This window comes from Hominimerdicola alba (assembly GCF_900112155.1).
GTDB classification, from domain to species: Bacteria; Bacillota; Clostridia; order Oscillospirales; family Ruminococcaceae; genus Hominimerdicola; species Hominimerdicola alba_D.
In genome coordinates this window covers 37,837-55,120 of record NZ_FOKQ01000016.1, presented here as the reverse complement: position 1 = coordinate 55,120, position 17,284 = coordinate 37,837, and the positions used below count along the sequence as shown (strand labels likewise).

Genomic DNA, 17,284 nt, shown 5'->3' with positions numbered 1-17,284 from the left:
GTAAAGGAGTAACAGAATATGAATTGTCCTATTTGCGGTGCGCCCCTGGGCGACTATGATAACGAGTGCAAAAACTGCGGTACCAGAAGATCGGAAATGGGACCTGCATATAACAATGCGGGACGTCCTCAGCAGAACAGCTACGGTTACGGCTATGGCGGAAATACCATGAACGGCGGTTCGGGCTACGGTAATTACGGCATGAATTCGCCTTTCGGGAATGACAGCTACTCAAGAAAAAGTTCACGTTCATTCTCAAGCACAAAACTGATCAGTCTTCTTGTTTCGATAATCATGATAATGATAGTTATCATGGCATATCAGATAAAGTATAATAGCCCGCAGAAAGAAAGCTTCGGCGATATAACCATCACTTTCCCACAGAAGGTTGAAAAGAGGAGCAGTACTGTGTTCAGTGATGTGGACGCTTTGGATACTGCGGCATATGCAAACAGGGATATGGGATTTGTTTATATCAAATATGAGGTCAGCTCTCTTGGGCTTGACAGCGGAGATGAGGAAGCATACCTTAACTTTATGTTCCCCTTTATCGATGAGGGCATGAGCGGAGATATTGAAGGCTATAAGAAAAAAGATCAGGTCGGTAATCACATGAGATTCTATTTTACGGAAGATGATACGAACTGGTTCTGTGATATGATGATAGATTTTGAAGGGGATTCCTGCTATATGTATTATGCATACTGCAAATCCGATAAAGAGAACAAGTTTATCAGCAAATTCAGAAAAATGTATGATTCGATGGAATACAACAAGTAAGGGGGCAGAGGTATGGTTTGCAAGACCTGCGGAGCAGTCATAAACGACAGCGATACGATATGCAAAAACTGTGGTGATACCATAAGAGTTGACGTTGATAATAAAGTCAATCTGGCAAAGGGTATATCGCCGGAGGAAAAATTCAGGCAGCAGGCAGCGCAGTTCGGCGGTATAACCGTAAAGGAAAAGCGCGGAACTATCTTTGCAGGCATGGATCCGAAAATGATAAGCTATATACTGATAGCCATTACACTTCTGATATTCACGCTGGTGTTCTTTATATACGACAGAAAGCGTACGACCATAAATGTTGACGGCTTCGAGGTAACACTTCCGGTATCCATGAGAGATGTGGATGATTTTTCCTTTGAAGTTATGAAGTCTGAAAAATGCAGATCCTTTGCTAATACCGAGATGGAATTCACCTACGTGATATACGATGTGACGACCGTGATTCCCGAGCTTAGTATCCAACCAGCTGCAAACGACGTTGATGCTCTGATGGAGTACTATGAGGGTAAGGATAAGCTGGTAACGCTGAAAACGGATTTCACTAATGAACTTAATGAAACTTTTAGCGATCAGCTTAAAGATTACGATCTTATCGAAAACGAGAGCGGCTTGCTCAGGTTCACATATAAAGATACTGCCATGACTAACAATTACGTGGAGATGCATATCGAGATAGTTGACGATAAGGTATACCAGTTCAGCCTGCTGTGTTCAGACGACCGCAGGGACAAGGTCGGCAAGACAATTGACGAGGTATATAAATCTCTGAAGATCGACAAGTGATGGTGTTAATGCCCTCGAGACCGCAGTTTGCGGGTCTTGGGGGCGTAACGTTTTAGGCTCGCGGGCATAGTATGTATGGGGGTGAGCCTATGGCAGTTGTGGCGGCGGTGATATTTCTGCTGACGGCGTTTTCGCTGGCGGTGCAGATCATATCCCGCAAAAAGAGGAAATGCCGTGCCGCGGTGGTAGTAAAGTGGTGCGAGGATATACCCTGCGAGGACGAGATCCTCGGTATCATCAGGGACGAAGAAGCTGCAGGGGAGTACGGCAGACAGGTGATACTTGTCAGCACTGACGGAAGATTCAGTCAGCGTACACAGGATCTTGCCGCAAAGTACGGAGTTATCCTTGCGGCGGCAGACGAGCTTGCAGATATCATCTGCGGGCAGGAAGATAAGCAGTTCAAGGCGGACACATGGGAGGTCAAAAATGAGTGAAGCGGAAAAGATAGAGGGCGAGGTAGACCGCGTTCAGTTCAAGAGCGATGACGGAAGCTTCTGTGTGATCGACGTAAACACGGGGGATGATCTGATAAAGGCTGTGGGTGAGCTTGGCAACATTGAAGAGGGCGAAAGCGTAATACTCACAGGTGAATACGTGAAGCACCGCAATTTCGGCAGGCAGTTCCGTGTGCAGATGTTTGAGAGAAGTCTGCCGACAGGTGAAGCATCCATACTCAGGTATCTTGTAAGCGGTGCGCTGGATTCGGTGAATCCTGTTATGGCAAAAAGGCTGGTGGCGGCATTCGGCGGCAAGACACTTGAGATTATCGAGAACGAGCCCGAGAAGCTCACGGAAGTCAAGGGCATAGACCCCAAAAAGGCTGATGCGATACATGATGATTTCAAAAAGACCTTTGCGGCGCGTGCTCTGCTGGTCTACATGAGCAAGAACGGAGTTGCCACGAAATTCGGGGTGCGCGCCTGGAGAAAGCTGGGTAATGCGGCGGAAGGTCTGATAAAGTCAAATCCCTACATACTCTGTACTGATGGTATCGAGCTTGCATTTGCAAAGGCGGACGAAATAGCCGAAAGCGAGGCTATCCCCCGTGACAGCGAGCAGAGGATAAGGGCGGGAATGGCATTCGTGCTTAGAAGTGCGGCGCGTGAGGGCGGTCACACCTGTATCCCCATGGAAGTATTGAAGCGTGAAACGGTGCGCCTGCTGAGTGTCAGCGGTGAGCTTTTCGACAAGGTGAAAGAAGTCGCTATATCGGAGCAGGATATATTCGAGCTGGATATCAGCGGCGTGAATTACGCCATGCTCCACTGCTATTACAAGGCGGAGGAGTATATCTCCCGCCGACTTGAAGTTATGCGCAGTATAACCTACGATAACAAGATAGACTACTCCGAGATAATCGACATGGAGGAGCAGGAGAGCGGCATCAAGTACGAGGAGAAGCAGAGAAAGGCGATAAATCTTGCCATATCCGAGGGCTTTCTTGTGCTGACGGGCGGTCCCGGCACAGGCAAGACCACTACCCTGAACGCCATAATCTCACTGTTTGAACAGCAGGGGCTTGATGTTATGATAGCCGCACCAACAGGCAGGGCGGCAAAGCGTATAGGCGATATGACGGGCTTTGAAGCCAAGACCATCCACCGTATGCTGGAAGTCATCCCCTCGGACGGCGACAGAATGATGTTCGTACACGATGAGGACGACCTTCTTGACTGCGAGGTCATGGTGGTGGACGAGATGTCCATGGTGGACAGCGTGCTGTTTGAAGCGCTTCTGCGGGCGCTGAGCGTCACCTGCAAGCTGATACTTGTGGGGGACAGCGACCAGCTTCCCCCTGTGGGTCCCGGAAATGTATTGCAGGATATCATCGACAGCGGAGTTATGTCGGTGGTGAGACTGACGGAAGTTTTCAGACAGGCGCAGGAATCCGACATAGTCATGAATGCCCACAGGATAGTTTCGGGGAAGATGATAGACCTCAAAAAGCGGGACAGGGATTTTGTCTACCTGCGCCGCCCCGAAGCTGAGGATATCTACACAACTCTGGTGGAGCTTTGCAGTGACCGACTGCCGAAAAAGTACGGATTTTCGCCCATAAGGGATATTCAGGTGCTTTCCCCCACAAGACAGGGGCGTATCGGCACTCCCGAGCTAAACAAGATATTGCAGGAGGAGCTGAATCCAGCCGATAAGAAAAAGGACGAGCTGAAAACGCCCTACGCCATCTACCGCGTGGGTGACAAGGTCATGCAGACGAAGAACAACTACGAGATAAGCTGGACGAAAACTGACGGCGGAAAAGAGGAAAACGGCAAGGGCGTCTACAACGGCGATATCGGCATTGTGATAGGTGTCAGACCTTTGCTGAAGATAGTAACCATAGACTTTGACGGCAGGATAGCCGATTACAGCGGCGAAATGCTTGATGACCTTGAACTTGCCTACGCCGTCACAGTACATAAAAGCCAGGGCTCTGAGTACGATGCGGTGATACTCACCCTTTATGACGGCATGGACAGCCTATACTACCGAAATCTGCTGTACACCGCGGTCACAAGGGCGAAGAAACTGCTGGTGATACTGGGTACGGCTCAGAGGATAGGTTTCATGATAATGAACAACGGCAAGAATCGAAGATGCACCGCCCTAAGGACTATGCTGATGCAGAGCGCCTACGGCGATGACCTTGGTCAGCTTTCGTTAGAGGACAACGAGGAAACAGAAAATCAGTAAACGGAGGGATAATTATGCCATTTTGTCTGGTACGTGCCGATATAACCAAGTTTTCGGCGGACGCGATAGTAAATGCTGCCAACAGCTCGCTGCTTGGCGGCGGGGGAGTCGACGGTGCGATACACCGCGCGGCTGGTCCCGAACTTCTAGCAGAGTGCAGGCTTCTCGGGGGCTGTGAGACAGGTCAGGCAAAGGCGACTAAGGGCTATGGTCTGGGCTGTAAGCATATTATCCACACGGTGGGTCCTGTCTGGGAGGACGGTGAACAGGGCGAGAGGGAACTTCTTCAAAGCTGTTACAGAAATTCCCTTGCTCTGGCTGAAAGTCTGGGCTGTAAAAGCATAGCCTTTCCGCTGATATCTGCGGGGGTATACGGCTATCCCAAGCGTGAAGCGATAGAAGTCGCCGAAAGCGAAGCGAGGAGATTCCTTGAAGACCACGAAATGGATATCACGCTGGTGATATTTGATAAGGACAGCTTTGAGATAAGCTACGAGCGTTTTGAGGGCATTAGGCAGTTCATCGACGATGCCTACGCGAAGATCCGCGAGGACAAAGAGCGAGGACGGCGTGAGATGATGGGCAGTGCGGCGTGTTTCAATGCGCCCGCCGCGGCTGCCGCTGTGCTGAAAGACGAGGAAGCAAAGCCCAAAAAGAAAGGCTTGTTCGGTCAGGCGAAAAAGACGGAATCAGCTGTACCGGATTTTGATGCCTGCGATGTCGCGGAAGAATGCGCGGCAGAGGACTATTTCTCCATGCGTGACGAATCTTTCTCACAGGCGCTTCTCAGGCTCATCGACGAGCGCGGTATGACCGATGTTGAAGCCTACAAGCGGGCAAATATCGACCGCAAGCTTTTCTCAAAGATACGCAGTGATGTTCACTACAAGCCCAAAAAGCAGACGGCGGTGGCATTCGCAGTGGCGCTGAAACTTGATATCCGCGAGACTGAGGACTTGCTTTCCAAAGCGGGATATGCACTTTCAAATTCTCTGGATTTCGACCTTATAGTAAAATATCACATCGTCCACGGGATATATGATATCTTCGAGATCAATGACGCGCTGTTCAGGTTTGACCAGACACTTCTCGGACAAAACTAATGGTGTACGTACAATTTTAAACATAGAAAAGCAGCAGTACAAAAAATTTGTGCTGCTGCTTTTTGTCAGCAAAGCTAATTGTTATCTCTTGCTGAAATACACGGTGTACACCTCGTCCGTGACCTCGTAAAGGGGTTTGAATTCGATGTTCACGGGCTGATGGCGGGTGACATAGGTATTCTGTTTCCAGACGTATGTCTTGTATTCGTGGGTGGTTCGGCGGTGCAGGAAAGTCTCTGGGGCGGAAAGATCGCCCTGCAAACCAATGTCTTTGTCGGTCATGCCCGCCAGCACGATGGGACCATCAAGTAGTGAGGCAGTCTCGGGCATATCAGGCAGGGACTCGGCGGTGAGCTTTGGGCTGAGCAATAATTGTATGGTACTATTTTGCCAGATCTTTGAGATAATAAAGTAATTGTCCGCAATATCCGCCTGTATGGGTTCGCCGTCGAGAATTATCTGCGGAGTAGTTTTCAGCCACCATGGCAGTCTGAATCTCAGCGTGAATTCGGTGGGGGTATCACATTCGATATCAAACCTCAGTGACCATCTGCTCTTCTCACCGCCCTCGTCCTCATCGAAAAATACCTGATTATTCAGGCTTTTAAGCTCTGTACACTGGGACAGCCGAACTTCACTGCCGTCGATATCGAGCTTTGCCTCAGAGGGGATATACTGGGCAACGGTAACGGTACTGCCCTCGGTGTACCAAATCAGCCGCGGATAGAGGGTCTGTGCCTGCACCATCGTGCCGTGACAGCACCAGAAATCGTGCCTTTTGCTGCCCCATTTCTTGCGGTTTCCCGAGGCTAATGGCAGAAAATACGCAGGCATTCCGCTGTGCATATTTTGCTGTGCAAGGAACCCATTATAGAGGGCTCTTTCGATGTAGTCGGCATAGGCGGTGTTGCCTGTTCTTCTGTACAAAAAATCAGCCAGACGAACCATGTTGTAAACCGTACAGAACTCCTGGTCGGTATCCCCGAGATAGCTACCCTGAGAGTTAGCAGGAATCCAGAATTCCCCAGAATTTGCGCCTGATGTGGCGAACATACCCCGCTGAGTTACAGCTTGTTTCCAGAACTCTTCGCTGATGATCTTCCAGCGTTCTTCACCTGTTGATTCGTATAATTTGGCAGCACCGTGAGAAAGTGGGATGCTGGCATTGGCGTGGTCATCGGTGAGAGCGTCCCTGTGCTGTTCAAGCTTGTGGTACAGGGCATTTTCACGGTAGATGTCCATGAGTTTCTGATACTTCGGGTCGCGGGTCAGCTCAAAAAGTATGCACCACTCCTCCAGCATACCGCCCTGCTCGCCCTTGAAAACAGTGAAAGGCGCTGTGTTTTCGATGCTTTTCGCCCACTCGATGTACCAGTCAGCAAGTGCATCAGCGATCTTCAGGGCTTTTTCGATGCCCGCATAGCGGTAGGCGTCCACCAGACCCATCAGCGTTTTGTGCATTGTGTACTGGGGCGACCAGATGTAGTCGTCGCCCTCCATAAATTTAAAGTACTTCTCGGGTATGCTGCCCACCCATTTTCCGCCGTTACGTATCTGGCAACGCTCTAATTCGTCTATAATTTTGGACAGCTTTGCCCTTAGCTCACTGTCATCATCGCTCGCCGACAGCATAGCCGCGGCTGACATCCAGTGTCCAAGAAAATGCCCTCTTAACTGGCAGGCGGGAGATTCCCAGCCCCAGTGCAGATTCGCCTTTTCCGGCTCGGATATCACCTGCATATCGGGGAGGATTATTCCTGCCTCCAGATAAAAATTCTGCAATAAACATATGGGGTCAAGTTCTTTCAGATACTTTTTGTTGAGCTCCATACGTTCGCGAAAAACTCCGCCTGTGACCCAGCAATCCTCTAAATTCGGTGCTTTCAGCATAGATGTGTACCTCCGTTATATGAAATTTTTCTGCATATATTATATCACCGCAAACGTTGTTTGTGGGTGGACAAATCCGATATCATGTTGAATAATTCCGAGCTGTGGCAAAAAGTTCAGCCTGTGCATAGTATGCACAGGGGTGAGCTAATGGATATAGACCGCATCGGTGCGCAGGTGACTGTTCGGGTGGATAATACCGAGCTCTCCGAGCTTGGGCTTGACTTTGAATCTCTGAAAGATCGTGACATTTCGGCAAAGATATTTCTTGCGGCGCTGAGGGCTCAGCTGATGAGTCGTTTTAATGTCGAGATAAGCGGAGATATAAGGGTGATAAAACGAAATTATGGGGTGCGTCTGGAGCTGACTTTATGCCTTAATGCTGAGTTTTTCGACGATCCCGAAAAAGCGTATAAAAGCCTGAAATACGGTGATAACGGCGGAGAACTTTACATTCTGGACGATGTATATACCATCGTCCCGGAAGGCTGCGACGAGGTCGCGGCGGCAAAAATAAAAGAGCACGGCAGATTTCTCTGCCACGCTCCGCGTAAAAATATTCAGACGTAAAATTCTTCCATTGTGTCCAGACAAAGGCAGGCAAGCCGTCCGCCCATGCAGGCACCGCAGTCGATGAATATGTTGTGATTTTTGTGGTATATCTCTGCTTTACCGGTGTAGATCATGGTGGGCGTATGCCCCGCCACAACGTAGATATCGTCCTCGCCGAAACAGTCGATCTCGGGGTCATGTCTGTCCATCAGAAGTTCCTTGAGAGTGTAATCACGAAGCTTTTTACCCTTTCGGAAATTTCCAAGACCTGCGTGTACCATGACAAATGTCTTGCCACCCGCCTCAGCGGATTCGCACAGACGGAAATCGTCCATATAATCAAGAACATCGGCCTTTTCCTCGTTGGTGAGACTGCGGAACTGCGTCAGCGTGGTCTGTCCGCCGTCCTTGAGCCAGTCGATGAGCTCGTTCATCGTGCTGGCATCAATGTTCTGGGCAAAGTTATCCTCGGTTATCTCGACATTCAGCTTTTTGAGAACATCCAGTGCCAACAGATCATGATTGCCCATCAGCGGATAGACATTCGGGCGCTTCATCATATCAAGAAGTATGTCAACAGGCTTCGGACCCCTGTCCACAACATCGCCGAGTATGAACAGAGTATCTTCGGGGTTGAAATCTATCTTTTCAAGCATTTCACAGTATTTATCATATTCACCGTGCAGATCGCTCATTACATATGTAGCCATAGCTTCTCCTTAAATTCAGGCACGTAAACAGTACAGTAGTAGTTTTGATGAGTTTTATATGTTTGTTAAAGAGTAGTTTACTTTCTGTTTAAATTATACCACATGTTTGCTTGCTTGTCAATCTAAACCTACGCATATAAATTAAGTAATAATGCGTACGATATGACATAATCTGATCAGTGAAAGTACGTACAAATTTGTATAGTCTGACGTAAATTTGTATTGAAATTTGACTGTATCTCTTTTAAATCTTTATATATTACTACATTGCGCAATTCTTTACAACTCAAAAATTGCGCTTTTCGATACATTTTTTGCTATGTACAATTTGGTTTGTTGTCGGATTAAACATATTTTGCTGATTTGCTAAAATATATTTGCAATTATTGCTTAGTTTACTGATAACTATTCACAAAACCAGATTTATTTGCTATAATAATCTCAGCGAAAACAAAACAAAATTTAGCTATTATGTTCAAAGCTAAAATAAACGTTTTTTGGAGGTTGTTAATTATGAGAAGACTCAAGAGAGCAGCTGCTGGTCTGATGGCATTGGCAATGATAGTTGGTATGTCAGCCTGCGGCAAAACAGGCGAGAAGGAGCAGAAGACTGATACAGTTAAGACTGCGGACGGTAAAGAAGTTGAAGTAAAGGTATTCTCTGCATTCTTCGCGGTTCCCGGCAACGAGGTCGAAGAAGGCAACGTTGTACAGGACAAGATAGCTGAGAAGATCGGCGCTAAGTGCGAGATGGAATGGCTGGTAGGTCAGACTGCTGAAGAAGCTATCGGCGTTATGATCGCAGGCGGCGAGTATCCTGACTTCGTAGATGCTTCTTCCGGTATGAAGAGCATGGTAGATGCAGGCGCATTCATCGCTATCGACGAGCTGTGGGACAATTATCCCAACATAAAGAATTTCTACACCGAGGCTGAGTGGAACTCTATCAGAGCTGAAGACGGCCACATTTACATCATTCCTCAGTTCGGCAAGACCTGGGATCACGATACAACTTGCGTCCACAACGACGAAGCTTTCTGGATCCAGACAAGAGTTCTGAAATGGGCAGGTTATCCTAAGATCGAGACTCTGGACGAATACTTCGACCTTATCGAGAGATACATCGAGGCTAATCCTACAATGCCTGACGGTACTCCCAACATCGGTTATGAGATACTCTGCGATGACTGGAGATACTTCTGCCTTGAGAATGCTCCCTTCTTCCTTGATGGTTATCCCAACGACGGCTGCTGCATAGTTGACAGAGATACCCACCAGGCTATCGACTACAACACCACAGATACAGCTAAGAGATACTTCAAGAAGCTGAACGAAGAGTACAAGAAGGGTATCGTTGACCAGGAGACCTTCACAATGAAGTATGATGCTTATATCTCCAAGCTCTCTACAGGCAGAGTTTGCGGTATGGTTGACCAGCACTGGGATTTCAACGATGCTGAGCTGGCTATAAAGGCTGACGGCAATCTTGATGACTGCACTTACGTTCCTGTTGGTATCACCATCGATAAGGGCGTTGAGGAGCACTGGCACGCAAATCCTGCTCTGGACGTTTCCAACGGTGTTGGTATCACTGTATCCTGCAAGGATCCCGAGGGCGCTATGAAGTTCATGAACGACCTGCTGGATCCCGAGATCCTCACTCTGAGAAACTGGGGTATCGAAGGCGTTAACTACAACAAGGGCGAAGATGGTGTATTCACTCGTACCGAAGAGATGAGAGCAAATGCTAACGAACAGACTTACATCAATAAGAACCTCTGTCCTTATGCTTACTTCCCCAACTATTCCAACGGTATGGATCACGACGGTGTCAACGGCTGTGACGCTAACCACCAGGCTACTGAGTTCTATGAGTCCCTGAACGATGAGATCAAGGAGTGCTTCGACGCTTACGGCGTTAAGACCTATGTTGAGATGCTGAACGCAGCTCCCGAGAATGAGGCTTGGTATCCTATGTGGTCTTACTCCAACGCTCTGACCACCGATACTCCTGAGGGTCTGGTTTGGACTGAGATGGCTAACGTTAAGCACGAGTACCTGCCTAAGGTATGTATCGCTGATGATTTCGATTCCGCTTGGAACGAGTATCTGACCGAATACAAGAATAAGTGCGATGTTGACGGCACACTGCTGCCCGCATTCAACAAGGAGATCCAGAGAAGAATCGACGTAGCAGCAGGTAAGTAATTATCTCCTGACGGTCGATGACTGATCTTTTTCACGAAATATATATACTGCAACAAGTCCCCGCTAGTCGGGGACTTGTGCGGGATATTTTCGTAAATATAATGATAAGCAATTAAATATTTATCCCCTGATATCTGTTTTACGATGTCAGAGGTTAGAAAAGGGGTTCGCAGTTCGGACACTTTTTCTAACCTCTTGCAGCCTGAGCCCGAGGGCGGGGCGCAGGGGATGTACACATCTCGGAGGTGCGCAAAAATGTTCAAAGACCCGGACTTCGGTAAAAAGCTGAAAAACCAGAAAGCTCTGCTGCTGCTGTCCATACCTTTTGTTGTCTATGTTCTGATATTCTGCTATGTACCGCTTTTCGGCTGGATCATGGCATTCCAGAAATATAAGCCCAATCTGGGTTTTACGAAATCACAGTTCGTAGGCCTGGATAATTTCAAGTTCCTTTTCAGAAACAAGGATTTCATGCTCTGCGTAAGAAATACACTTATGATGGGTGTTATCAACCTTGTACTCGGTACTATCTGTCCTATCATATTCGCTATACTCCTCAGTGAGTTCAGATTCAATATGGGCAAAAAGTTCGTGCAGACTGTTTCATATCTGCCTCACTTCCTCTCCATGATAATCCTGACAGGTATCGTATTCGATGTCCTCTCCATGGAGAACGGCACTTTAAACAAGCTGCTCATGGGTATCGGTGTTGTCGATAAACCTATACAATGGCTGGCTGAACCGAAATACTTCTGGTGGATAGTTGGCTTTGCAAACAGATGGAAGGAAACAGGATGGGATTCCATCATCTATCTGGCAGCTATAACATCTATCAACCCAGACCTTTATGAAGCCGCTTCAATAGACGGCGCAGGCAGAATGAGACGCATCTGGCACATCACTCTCCCCGGTCTGAAGCCTACCATTCTTATCCTTCTGATAATGAATGTCGGCAACGTACTTAACGTTGGTTTCGAGCTCCAGTATCTGCTGGGTAATGACCTTGTAAAGTCTGTTGCACAAACTATCGATATCTACGTACTGAACTACGGTATCGGTAAGGGCAACTACTCAATCGGTGTTGCAGCAGGTATATTCAAGAGCCTTGTAAGTATCATACTCGTCTTCATAGCCAATACATCGGCTAAGGCAATGGGCGAAGAAAGTCTGTATTAAGGAGGGCGCAAAATGGCAGAATTAACTAAAAAGATCGTTTCTACTCCGAATGCACCTATCACGCAGGCAGAAAAGCCCAAGCGAGATGCAAAGGACATAGGTTCAAAAACCAAGCACAGCATCGTCAGCCGCCGTACAAAGGGCGATAATATATTCGATGCATTCAATACAGTGTTCATGTTAGTTTTTTCAATAGTTATCTTGTATCCTCTGCTGAACATGGTAGCCGTATCTTTCAATGATGGACTTGATGCCCTTAAAGGCGGCATAACACTGGTTCCAAGAGTATTTACACTCAAGAACTATCAGCACGTGCTCTCACAGCAGAATATGCTCACCGCTGCAAAGGTCAGCGTACTCAGAACTGTCATCGGTACTTTGTCTGCTACACTGGTAACTTCACTGCTGGCTTATATACTCAGCCGTAAGGAATTCCTGTTCAAAAAGCAGCTCTCTCTGCTGTACGTTGTAACAATGTACGTTTCCGGCGGTCTTATCCCCATATTCCTGGTTTATAAGGCACTGGGCATGACCAACAGCTTTATGGTATACATCCTGCCCGGCATGGTACCCGCATTCAGTATGCTGGTTCTGCGTACTTATATGAATGGTCTGCCTGACAGCCTTGCTGAATCCGCTATGATGGACGGCGCAGGTCACCTGACTATCTTCATCAGGATAATCTTCCCCCTGTGTATGCCCGTTGTTGCCACTGTTGCACTGTTCACCGCAGTTGGTCAGTGGAACTCCTGGTTCGATGCTATGCTGTATAACAGAATGAACTCAGATCTGACAACTCTTCAGTATGAGCTTATGCAGATCCTGAACTCTATTACAAGCTCAAAACAGCAGACTGCCGAGACCATGAAGAACGCTTCCGCAACAGTAACACCTACCTCTGTAAGAGCAGCTGCTACTGTTGTCACAGCACTTCCTATCGTTATCCTGTATCCTTTCTTACAGAGATACTTCGTTGCAGGTCTTACCATCGGCGGCGTAAAGGAATAATATCAAGTTTTATTGACACCGTCTGCGGGCGCAGGCGGTGTTTACTTATTATAAGGAGGAATATCCAATGGCAAAAACAGTTATTGATACTAATAACAGCGTACCTTTCAATAATAACGTTGATTACTGCGTAGGCACAGGCAGACTTGGTCTTGCGCTTACAGCTGAATATCTTGAACAGCTGAAACTCGTTCAGCGTGAGATAGGCTTTAAAAATATCCGCGGACACGGCCTGTTCTGCGATGATGTGGCGATATATCAGGAGTACGAGGAAGACGGCGAAACTAAGGTGGAATACAACTACACCTACATCGACCGCATTTTTGACAGCTATATCGAACTGGGCATACGTCCGTTTCTGGAGCTTGGATTCATGCCCGAAAAATTGGCGAGCGGCACCCAGACTGTCTTTTACTGGAAAGGCAACACCACTCCGCCCAAGGATTACAAGCAGTGGACAGATATGGTCATCGCACTGCTGAAACATCTCCGCGGCCGCTACGGCGAGGAAGTTCTGGGCTGGAATATCGAAGTCTGGAACGAGCCTAATCTCCCGGGATTCTGGTACAAGGCTGATATGGAAGAGTATTTCAGACTCTTCAAGGAGACTTTCACCGCCATCAAGGCTTATGACGAGCGTTTTCAGGTGGGCGGACCTGCTATATGCGGCGTAAATGACGAGGAATGGATAAGAAAGTTCCTGGAATTCTGCCGCGATAACGGCATCAAACCAGATTCCGTCACCCGCCACCACTACACCGTTGAATTCCCCGAGCGCATAGGTCACTATGATTATTCAAAGCTTGAAGAACCTGTGGCAAGGCTTGCCAACCTGCAGACCACCCGGGATATCGTTGAAAGTTTTGATGAATTCAAGGGTCTGCCCATACACATAACCGAGTTCAGCACTTCATATACTCCCAAGGGCGTTATACACGATACAAACCTGAATGCGGCGTACCTTGCAGGTCAGCTTTCCCATCTGGGTGATATGAACACTTCCTATTCCTACTGGACATTCGGCGATGTTTTTGAAGAGCAGGGAGTGCCTTTCACACCTTTCCACGGCGGATTCGGTCTGGTGGCAAACGGCTGCATACCCAAGCCCACTTTCTACACCTTTGCGTTTTTCAAACAGCTGAAAGACTTCGGTACCGACTGCATATTCCGCGATGATACCGCAGTCATCGTCAAGTCTGACAAAGGCTTTGCAGGCATTTTGTGGAATATCGACACCGATGATTTCACCCGCACATTCACATTTCCTGCCGAGGGCGAATATACCCTCATCACCAAGACAGTTGACGAGGATACCTGCAATCCCCTTAAACTCTGGCACGATATGGGCGAACCCGCATATCTCACAAAGGCTCAGACCGAGCTTCTGCGTGCTTCCGCAAAGCCCCTTTTCGGCAGTGATGTGATAAGCACAGAACAGGGAAGTGCAGATATCTCCCTGACTGCCAAAAGAAACGGCGTGGTATACTTTGAACTCACACCACGCACCTTTACTCCGGACCGCGGTTACGACTACGACAAGGTATTATCTTTCCACTGATACAAACTATATGTAAAATCGAGGGAGACCCTTTTGACAAGGATCTCCCTCAGAATTTTTTCTTGTTGACATCGGCAGATATCTTATATCTCACCGACCATGTTATAGATGAGTGCTATATGTTCTTTCATCTTCACTTTTTTCAGGTTGTTTACAGATTCATTTCCGCCCAGTGCAAGTAGAGGAACATACCCGAAACATTCGTCATATTCAAGTTCGCCGTATTTTTCTACAGCTTCATCGTATTGTTCGATAGTGAAAAATTCTTCATCAAGTTCACCGAACTCAAGATCCATCATAAAGTACTTGAAGCCCGATTCTATAATATCATTGTCACCGTATCTGTATTTGACGATGCCTACATAATTGTCTTTCTCCCATGTTAAAATATCACCGAAAGCTGTTGCCATTATAGGTATCGAAACGTTCCCCATAAAATAGGATCTTTCAATCAGCGCCTGGTATTCTTCGGGGTCAATTATCTTCAGATAGCCGTTATAGAATGTGCAGTAGCCATGTTCCTGCCATATCTCCAGATATTCATCGGGCAGTTTGCCGCGGTACTTCTCTATGGTCTCTTTGTCTACGTCTTTTACTTTTACAAAATCTTCAATCATGATATTTTCTCCTGTCTCGATTATTTTTATGCAAGCCTGACCACCAGCGTTACAAGGAAGCATTCGTCCTTGATATCCGCATATACCTCGCCGCCCATAAGCGCCATCAGCTTGCGGCAGATGAAAAGTCCCAGTCCGCTGCCCTTGGCTTTTTCGGCATTGCTGCCGCGGTGGAAGCTTTCAAATATCTGGGGAAGTTCCTTTGCTTCAAGGGTACAGCCTGTGTTCTTCACCGTGATGAGTTTACAGCCGTCCATGGTATCAAAGCATATCTCGATAAGCCTGCCGTCACCGTATTTTATGGCATTCTCGATGAGGTTCTGCAAACATTCCGCCAGCCTGTCGCCGTCACAGCTGAGGATACAATCATCGTAATCGTCTATCACGAATTCCGTACTGCTGATATTCAGCTGAGGTGCATATCTTTCGTTTATGCGAGAAAGTATCACGCTGAGGAATTCCTCACCCATATGTACCTCGAAATCCATGAAATCCTCACTTGAAGCTTTGGTTATCCTGCTGACGAATCCTTCTATCTCATCGGCGCGGGCGTTGATGCTTTCAGCCGCTTCACGCTGTTTCTGTTCGTCCTTGTAAAGACCTTTCGCCAGCGCCTTGGCGTTCAGCTTTATGGCAGAAAGGGGAGTTTTGATATCGTGGGAAAGTGACAGAAGCAGTAGCTTTTTATCCCTCTGCATGGATATCTCCTTGGTTCGGTTTTCCTCGATGCTTTCCCTCAGCATATTCACGCCCCAGGTAAATTTTCCGAAAAATCTGCTTTTCTCCTCGGGTATCGGCACCGCGAGATTTCCCCTCGCCAACTCCTGCGGAACATCGTTCAGCCGACCGAAAGGCAGGATGATATTCCTGCGGATATACCTAAAAAGTATGAACAGCATCAACAGTACCACAGCCAGTGCGCCGTTTATCAGCAGCAGCCATGATCTGTAGTCTGAGGTATTATATTCCACGCGATAAAGCCTGCCAGCCGCCTCGATGATTACATACTGCTCGTCCGAAATATAAAGGTCGCCGTCATCTTCGGTGAAAACTCCCGTAAGGTGAGGGTAATCGCTGAGGTCATAACTGCCCCTTTCCTCGATATCATCCGCCAGCCGTTTCGCTTCCACGCGGTAAATACCTGTGGGAGAATCAGCCTGCCTTATCAGCGCCATATTCAAGATCACCGTGAGTAATATGAACAGCGCAGTTACAGCAATTATGAGTTTCTTGAAGGTACTCATACGAACTTATACCCCACGCCCCACACCGTCAGCAGGCGCTTTGCATTTTTAGGGTCGTCACCCAGCTTCTGCCGCAGGCGGTTGATATGCACATGGAGGGTCTGCATCTCGGAATCGCTGTCACTGCCCCACACGCTGTTGAAGAGGTACTCCTTTTTCATGACCTTGTCCTTGTTCTGCACCAGCAGTGTCAGCAGGTCGAATTCTTTCACCGTGAGCTCGGTCTTTTCGCCGTCTATCTCCGCAGTGCGGTCAGCAAGGTTCAGGGTGACACCGTCCGCACAGAGTATATCCACCTGATATCTCCGCTTGAATATGCCCTTTATCTTCGCCAGCAGTATATCGATGTCGTAAGGCTTCTCGATATAATCGTCCGCCCCAAGGTCAAAGCCGATAAGCTTGTCGTCCTTGTCCGTGCGGCAGCTGACTATCAGTATCGGCGTGTCAGCCTGTTCCCGAAGTTTTGAACATACCGCAAACCCATTCACATCAGGCAGATTTATGTCCAGCACCACAAGCTTCGCACCATACCTCTCAAACAGCTGTATAGCCCTGTCACCGCTGTCCACCGCCGATACAGTATATCCCTCAGCCCGCAGAAAATCCGTCAAAAGTGAGGATAACTCCCTGTCATCTTCAACTATAAGTATATCAGTCATAATACCACCCCTAAAGCATAATATCCCCCGCGCCGTCCATTGCCGAAAACGTCGGCTTATCCTAGGGACTGCGGGTTTTATTGAGGAAGACCCTTTTGAAAAAGGGTCCTCTTCAAACATCAGCTTTGCTGATGTTGACTCCATCCCCGAAAACTTTTAACTCTTTTTGGCAGGGGGCAGATATCTTTATATAGTTCACTTTGTACGGTCACTAACTTCGCTTTATAGAAATAGCTGCCCCCTGCCAAAAAGAAATAGAAGTCTTTGGAAAGGGGTCTGGGGAATAA

General features: G+C 47.7%; 15 protein-coding genes. 10 read left to right on the top strand and 5 right to left on the bottom strand.

From position 1 onward, the window contains the following. The first annotated feature begins 18 nt into the window (after window positions 1-18). The 5 genes from BM265_RS10200 (at window position 19) to BM265_RS10180 (ending at window position 5,375) form a co-directional block, all read left to right on the top strand. On the top strand, window positions 19-780 hold the full coding sequence (locus BM265_RS10200; protein ID WP_074961512.1) for a zinc ribbon domain-containing protein: 762 nt from the start codon (window positions 19-21) through the stop codon (window positions 778-780). 12 nt (window positions 781-792) lie between these two features. After that, entirely contained in the window at window positions 793-1,575 is a 783-nt protein-coding gene (locus BM265_RS10195; protein WP_074961509.1) for a zinc ribbon domain-containing protein, read from the top strand. Window positions 1,576-1,664: 89 nt separating this feature from the next. Further along, window positions 1,665-2,012 carry a hypothetical protein gene (locus tag BM265_RS10190; protein WP_074961507.1) on the top strand — a complete coding sequence of 116 codons (348 nt, stop codon included), beginning with the start codon at window positions 1,665-1,667 and terminating at the stop codon, window positions 2,010-2,012. Continuing rightward, a complete protein-coding gene (gene recD2 / locus BM265_RS10185) occupies window positions 2,005-4,272 on the top strand; it encodes an SF1B family DNA helicase RecD2 (RefSeq protein WP_074961505.1) in 2,268 nt (755 codons plus the stop codon). The genes BM265_RS10190 and recD2 overlap by 8 nt, the downstream gene beginning before the upstream one ends. A 14-nt stretch (window positions 4,273-4,286) precedes the next feature. Next, window positions 4,287-5,375: an O-acetyl-ADP-ribose deacetylase gene (locus tag BM265_RS10180; protein WP_074961504.1), complete on the top strand. Its 1,089-nt coding sequence runs from the start codon at window positions 4,287-4,289 to the stop codon at window positions 5,373-5,375. Window positions 5,376-5,456: 81 nt separating this feature from the next. Here BM265_RS10180 and BM265_RS10175 read toward each other — a convergent pair whose 3' ends face one another. Beyond that, complete coding sequence (locus BM265_RS10175; RefSeq protein WP_074961502.1) at window positions 5,457-7,265, bottom strand: beta-L-arabinofuranosidase domain-containing protein; 1,809 nt, start codon at window positions 7,263-7,265, stop codon at window positions 5,457-5,459. A gap of 84 nt (window positions 7,266-7,349) precedes the next feature. On the opposite strand from BM265_RS10175, the gene BM265_RS10170 reads away from it, so the two are divergent. Further along, a complete protein-coding gene (locus BM265_RS10170) occupies window positions 7,350-7,835 on the top strand; it encodes a hypothetical protein (protein WP_143098709.1) in 486 nt (161 codons plus the stop codon). On the opposite strand, the gene BM265_RS10165 is transcribed toward BM265_RS10170, so the two are convergent. Beyond that, complete coding sequence (locus tag BM265_RS10165; protein ID WP_074961498.1) at window positions 7,826-8,527, bottom strand: metallophosphoesterase; 702 nt, start codon at window positions 8,525-8,527, stop codon at window positions 7,826-7,828. The genes BM265_RS10170 and BM265_RS10165 overlap by 10 nt on opposite strands. A gap of 513 nt (window positions 8,528-9,040) precedes the next feature. Between BM265_RS10165 and BM265_RS10160 the strand changes: the two genes are divergently transcribed. The 4 genes from BM265_RS10160 to BM265_RS10145 all read left to right on the top strand — a co-directional run bounded on the left by BM265_RS10160 (window position 9,041) and on the right by BM265_RS10145 (window position 14,477). After that, complete coding sequence (locus BM265_RS10160; RefSeq protein ID WP_074961497.1) at window positions 9,041-10,735, top strand: extracellular solute-binding protein; 1,695 nt, start codon at window positions 9,041-9,043, stop codon at window positions 10,733-10,735. Window positions 10,736-10,990: 255 nt separating this feature from the next. Then, on the top strand, window positions 10,991-11,911 hold the full coding sequence (locus BM265_RS10155) for an ABC transporter permease (protein WP_074961495.1): 921 nt from the start codon (window positions 10,991-10,993) through the stop codon (window positions 11,909-11,911). 12 nt (window positions 11,912-11,923) lie between these two features. Continuing rightward, complete coding sequence (locus BM265_RS10150; protein ID WP_177219571.1) at window positions 11,924-12,919, top strand: carbohydrate ABC transporter permease; 996 nt, start codon at window positions 11,924-11,926, stop codon at window positions 12,917-12,919. Window positions 12,920-12,986: 67 nt separating this feature from the next. Next, window positions 12,987-14,477 carry a GH39 family glycosyl hydrolase gene (locus tag BM265_RS10145; RefSeq protein ID WP_074961493.1) on the top strand — a complete coding sequence of 497 codons (1,491 nt, stop codon included), beginning with the start codon at window positions 12,987-12,989 and terminating at the stop codon, window positions 14,475-14,477. A gap of 83 nt (window positions 14,478-14,560) precedes the next feature. Here the strand turns inward: BM265_RS10145 and BM265_RS10140 are convergent, their stop codons facing one another. Genes BM265_RS10140 through BM265_RS10130 form a run of 3 tightly spaced genes read right to left on the bottom strand, consistent with a single transcriptional unit; the run spans window position 14,561 to window position 16,997 of the window. Then, on the bottom strand, window positions 14,561-15,094 hold the full coding sequence (locus tag BM265_RS10140; RefSeq protein WP_074833168.1) for a T6SS immunity protein Tdi1 domain-containing protein: 534 nt from the start codon (window positions 15,092-15,094) through the stop codon (window positions 14,561-14,563). Between the two features lie 26 nt (window positions 15,095-15,120). Then, window positions 15,121-16,338: a HAMP domain-containing sensor histidine kinase gene (locus tag BM265_RS10135; protein ID WP_074961491.1), complete on the bottom strand. Its 1,218-nt coding sequence runs from the start codon at window positions 16,336-16,338 to the stop codon at window positions 15,121-15,123. Then, window positions 16,335-16,997: a response regulator transcription factor gene (locus tag BM265_RS10130; RefSeq protein WP_074961489.1), complete on the bottom strand. Its 663-nt coding sequence runs from the start codon at window positions 16,995-16,997 to the stop codon at window positions 16,335-16,337. Before BM265_RS10130 ends, BM265_RS10135 begins: the two co-directional genes overlap by 4 nt. Window positions 16,998-17,284: the final 287 nt, after the last annotated feature.

What these genes read in the sequence shown, in the direction of transcription:
- BM265_RS10130 (WP_074961489.1), bottom strand. Translation starts at nt 16,997, where the DNA reads ATGACTGATATACTTATAGTTGAAGATGACAGGGAGTTATCCTCACTT.
- BM265_RS10165 (WP_074961498.1), bottom strand. Translation starts at nt 8,527, where the DNA reads ATGGCTACATATGTAATGAGCGATCTGCACGGTGAATATGATAAATAC.
- BM265_RS10150 (WP_177219571.1), top strand. Translation starts at nt 11,924, where the DNA reads ATGGCAGAATTAACTAAAAAGATCGTTTCTACTCCGAATGCACCTATC.
- BM265_RS10160 (WP_074961497.1), top strand. Translation starts at nt 9,041, where the DNA reads ATGAGAAGACTCAAGAGAGCAGCTGCTGGTCTGATGGCATTGGCAATG.
- BM265_RS10175 (WP_074961502.1), bottom strand. Translation starts at nt 7,265, where the DNA reads ATGCTGAAAGCACCGAATTTAGAGGATTGCTGGGTCACAGGCGGAGTT.
- BM265_RS10155 (WP_074961495.1), top strand. Translation starts at nt 10,991, where the DNA reads ATGTTCAAAGACCCGGACTTCGGTAAAAAGCTGAAAAACCAGAAAGCT.
- BM265_RS10135 (WP_074961491.1), bottom strand. Translation starts at nt 16,338, where the DNA reads ATGAGTACCTTCAAGAAACTCATAATTGCTGTAACTGCGCTGTTCATA.
- BM265_RS10200 (WP_074961512.1), top strand. Translation starts at nt 19, where the DNA reads ATGAATTGTCCTATTTGCGGTGCGCCCCTGGGCGACTATGATAACGAG.
- BM265_RS10190 (WP_074961507.1), top strand. Translation starts at nt 1,665, where the DNA reads ATGGCAGTTGTGGCGGCGGTGATATTTCTGCTGACGGCGTTTTCGCTG.
- recD2 (WP_074961505.1), top strand. Translation starts at nt 2,005, where the DNA reads ATGAGTGAAGCGGAAAAGATAGAGGGCGAGGTAGACCGCGTTCAGTTC.
- BM265_RS10195 (WP_074961509.1), top strand. Translation starts at nt 793, where the DNA reads ATGGTTTGCAAGACCTGCGGAGCAGTCATAAACGACAGCGATACGATA.
- BM265_RS10145 (WP_074961493.1), top strand. Translation starts at nt 12,987, where the DNA reads ATGGCAAAAACAGTTATTGATACTAATAACAGCGTACCTTTCAATAAT.
- BM265_RS10180 (WP_074961504.1), top strand. Translation starts at nt 4,287, where the DNA reads ATGCCATTTTGTCTGGTACGTGCCGATATAACCAAGTTTTCGGCGGAC.
- BM265_RS10140 (WP_074833168.1), bottom strand. Translation starts at nt 15,094, where the DNA reads ATGATTGAAGATTTTGTAAAAGTAAAAGACGTAGACAAAGAGACCATA.
- BM265_RS10170 (WP_143098709.1), top strand. Translation starts at nt 7,350, where the DNA reads ATGTTGAATAATTCCGAGCTGTGGCAAAAAGTTCAGCCTGTGCATAGT.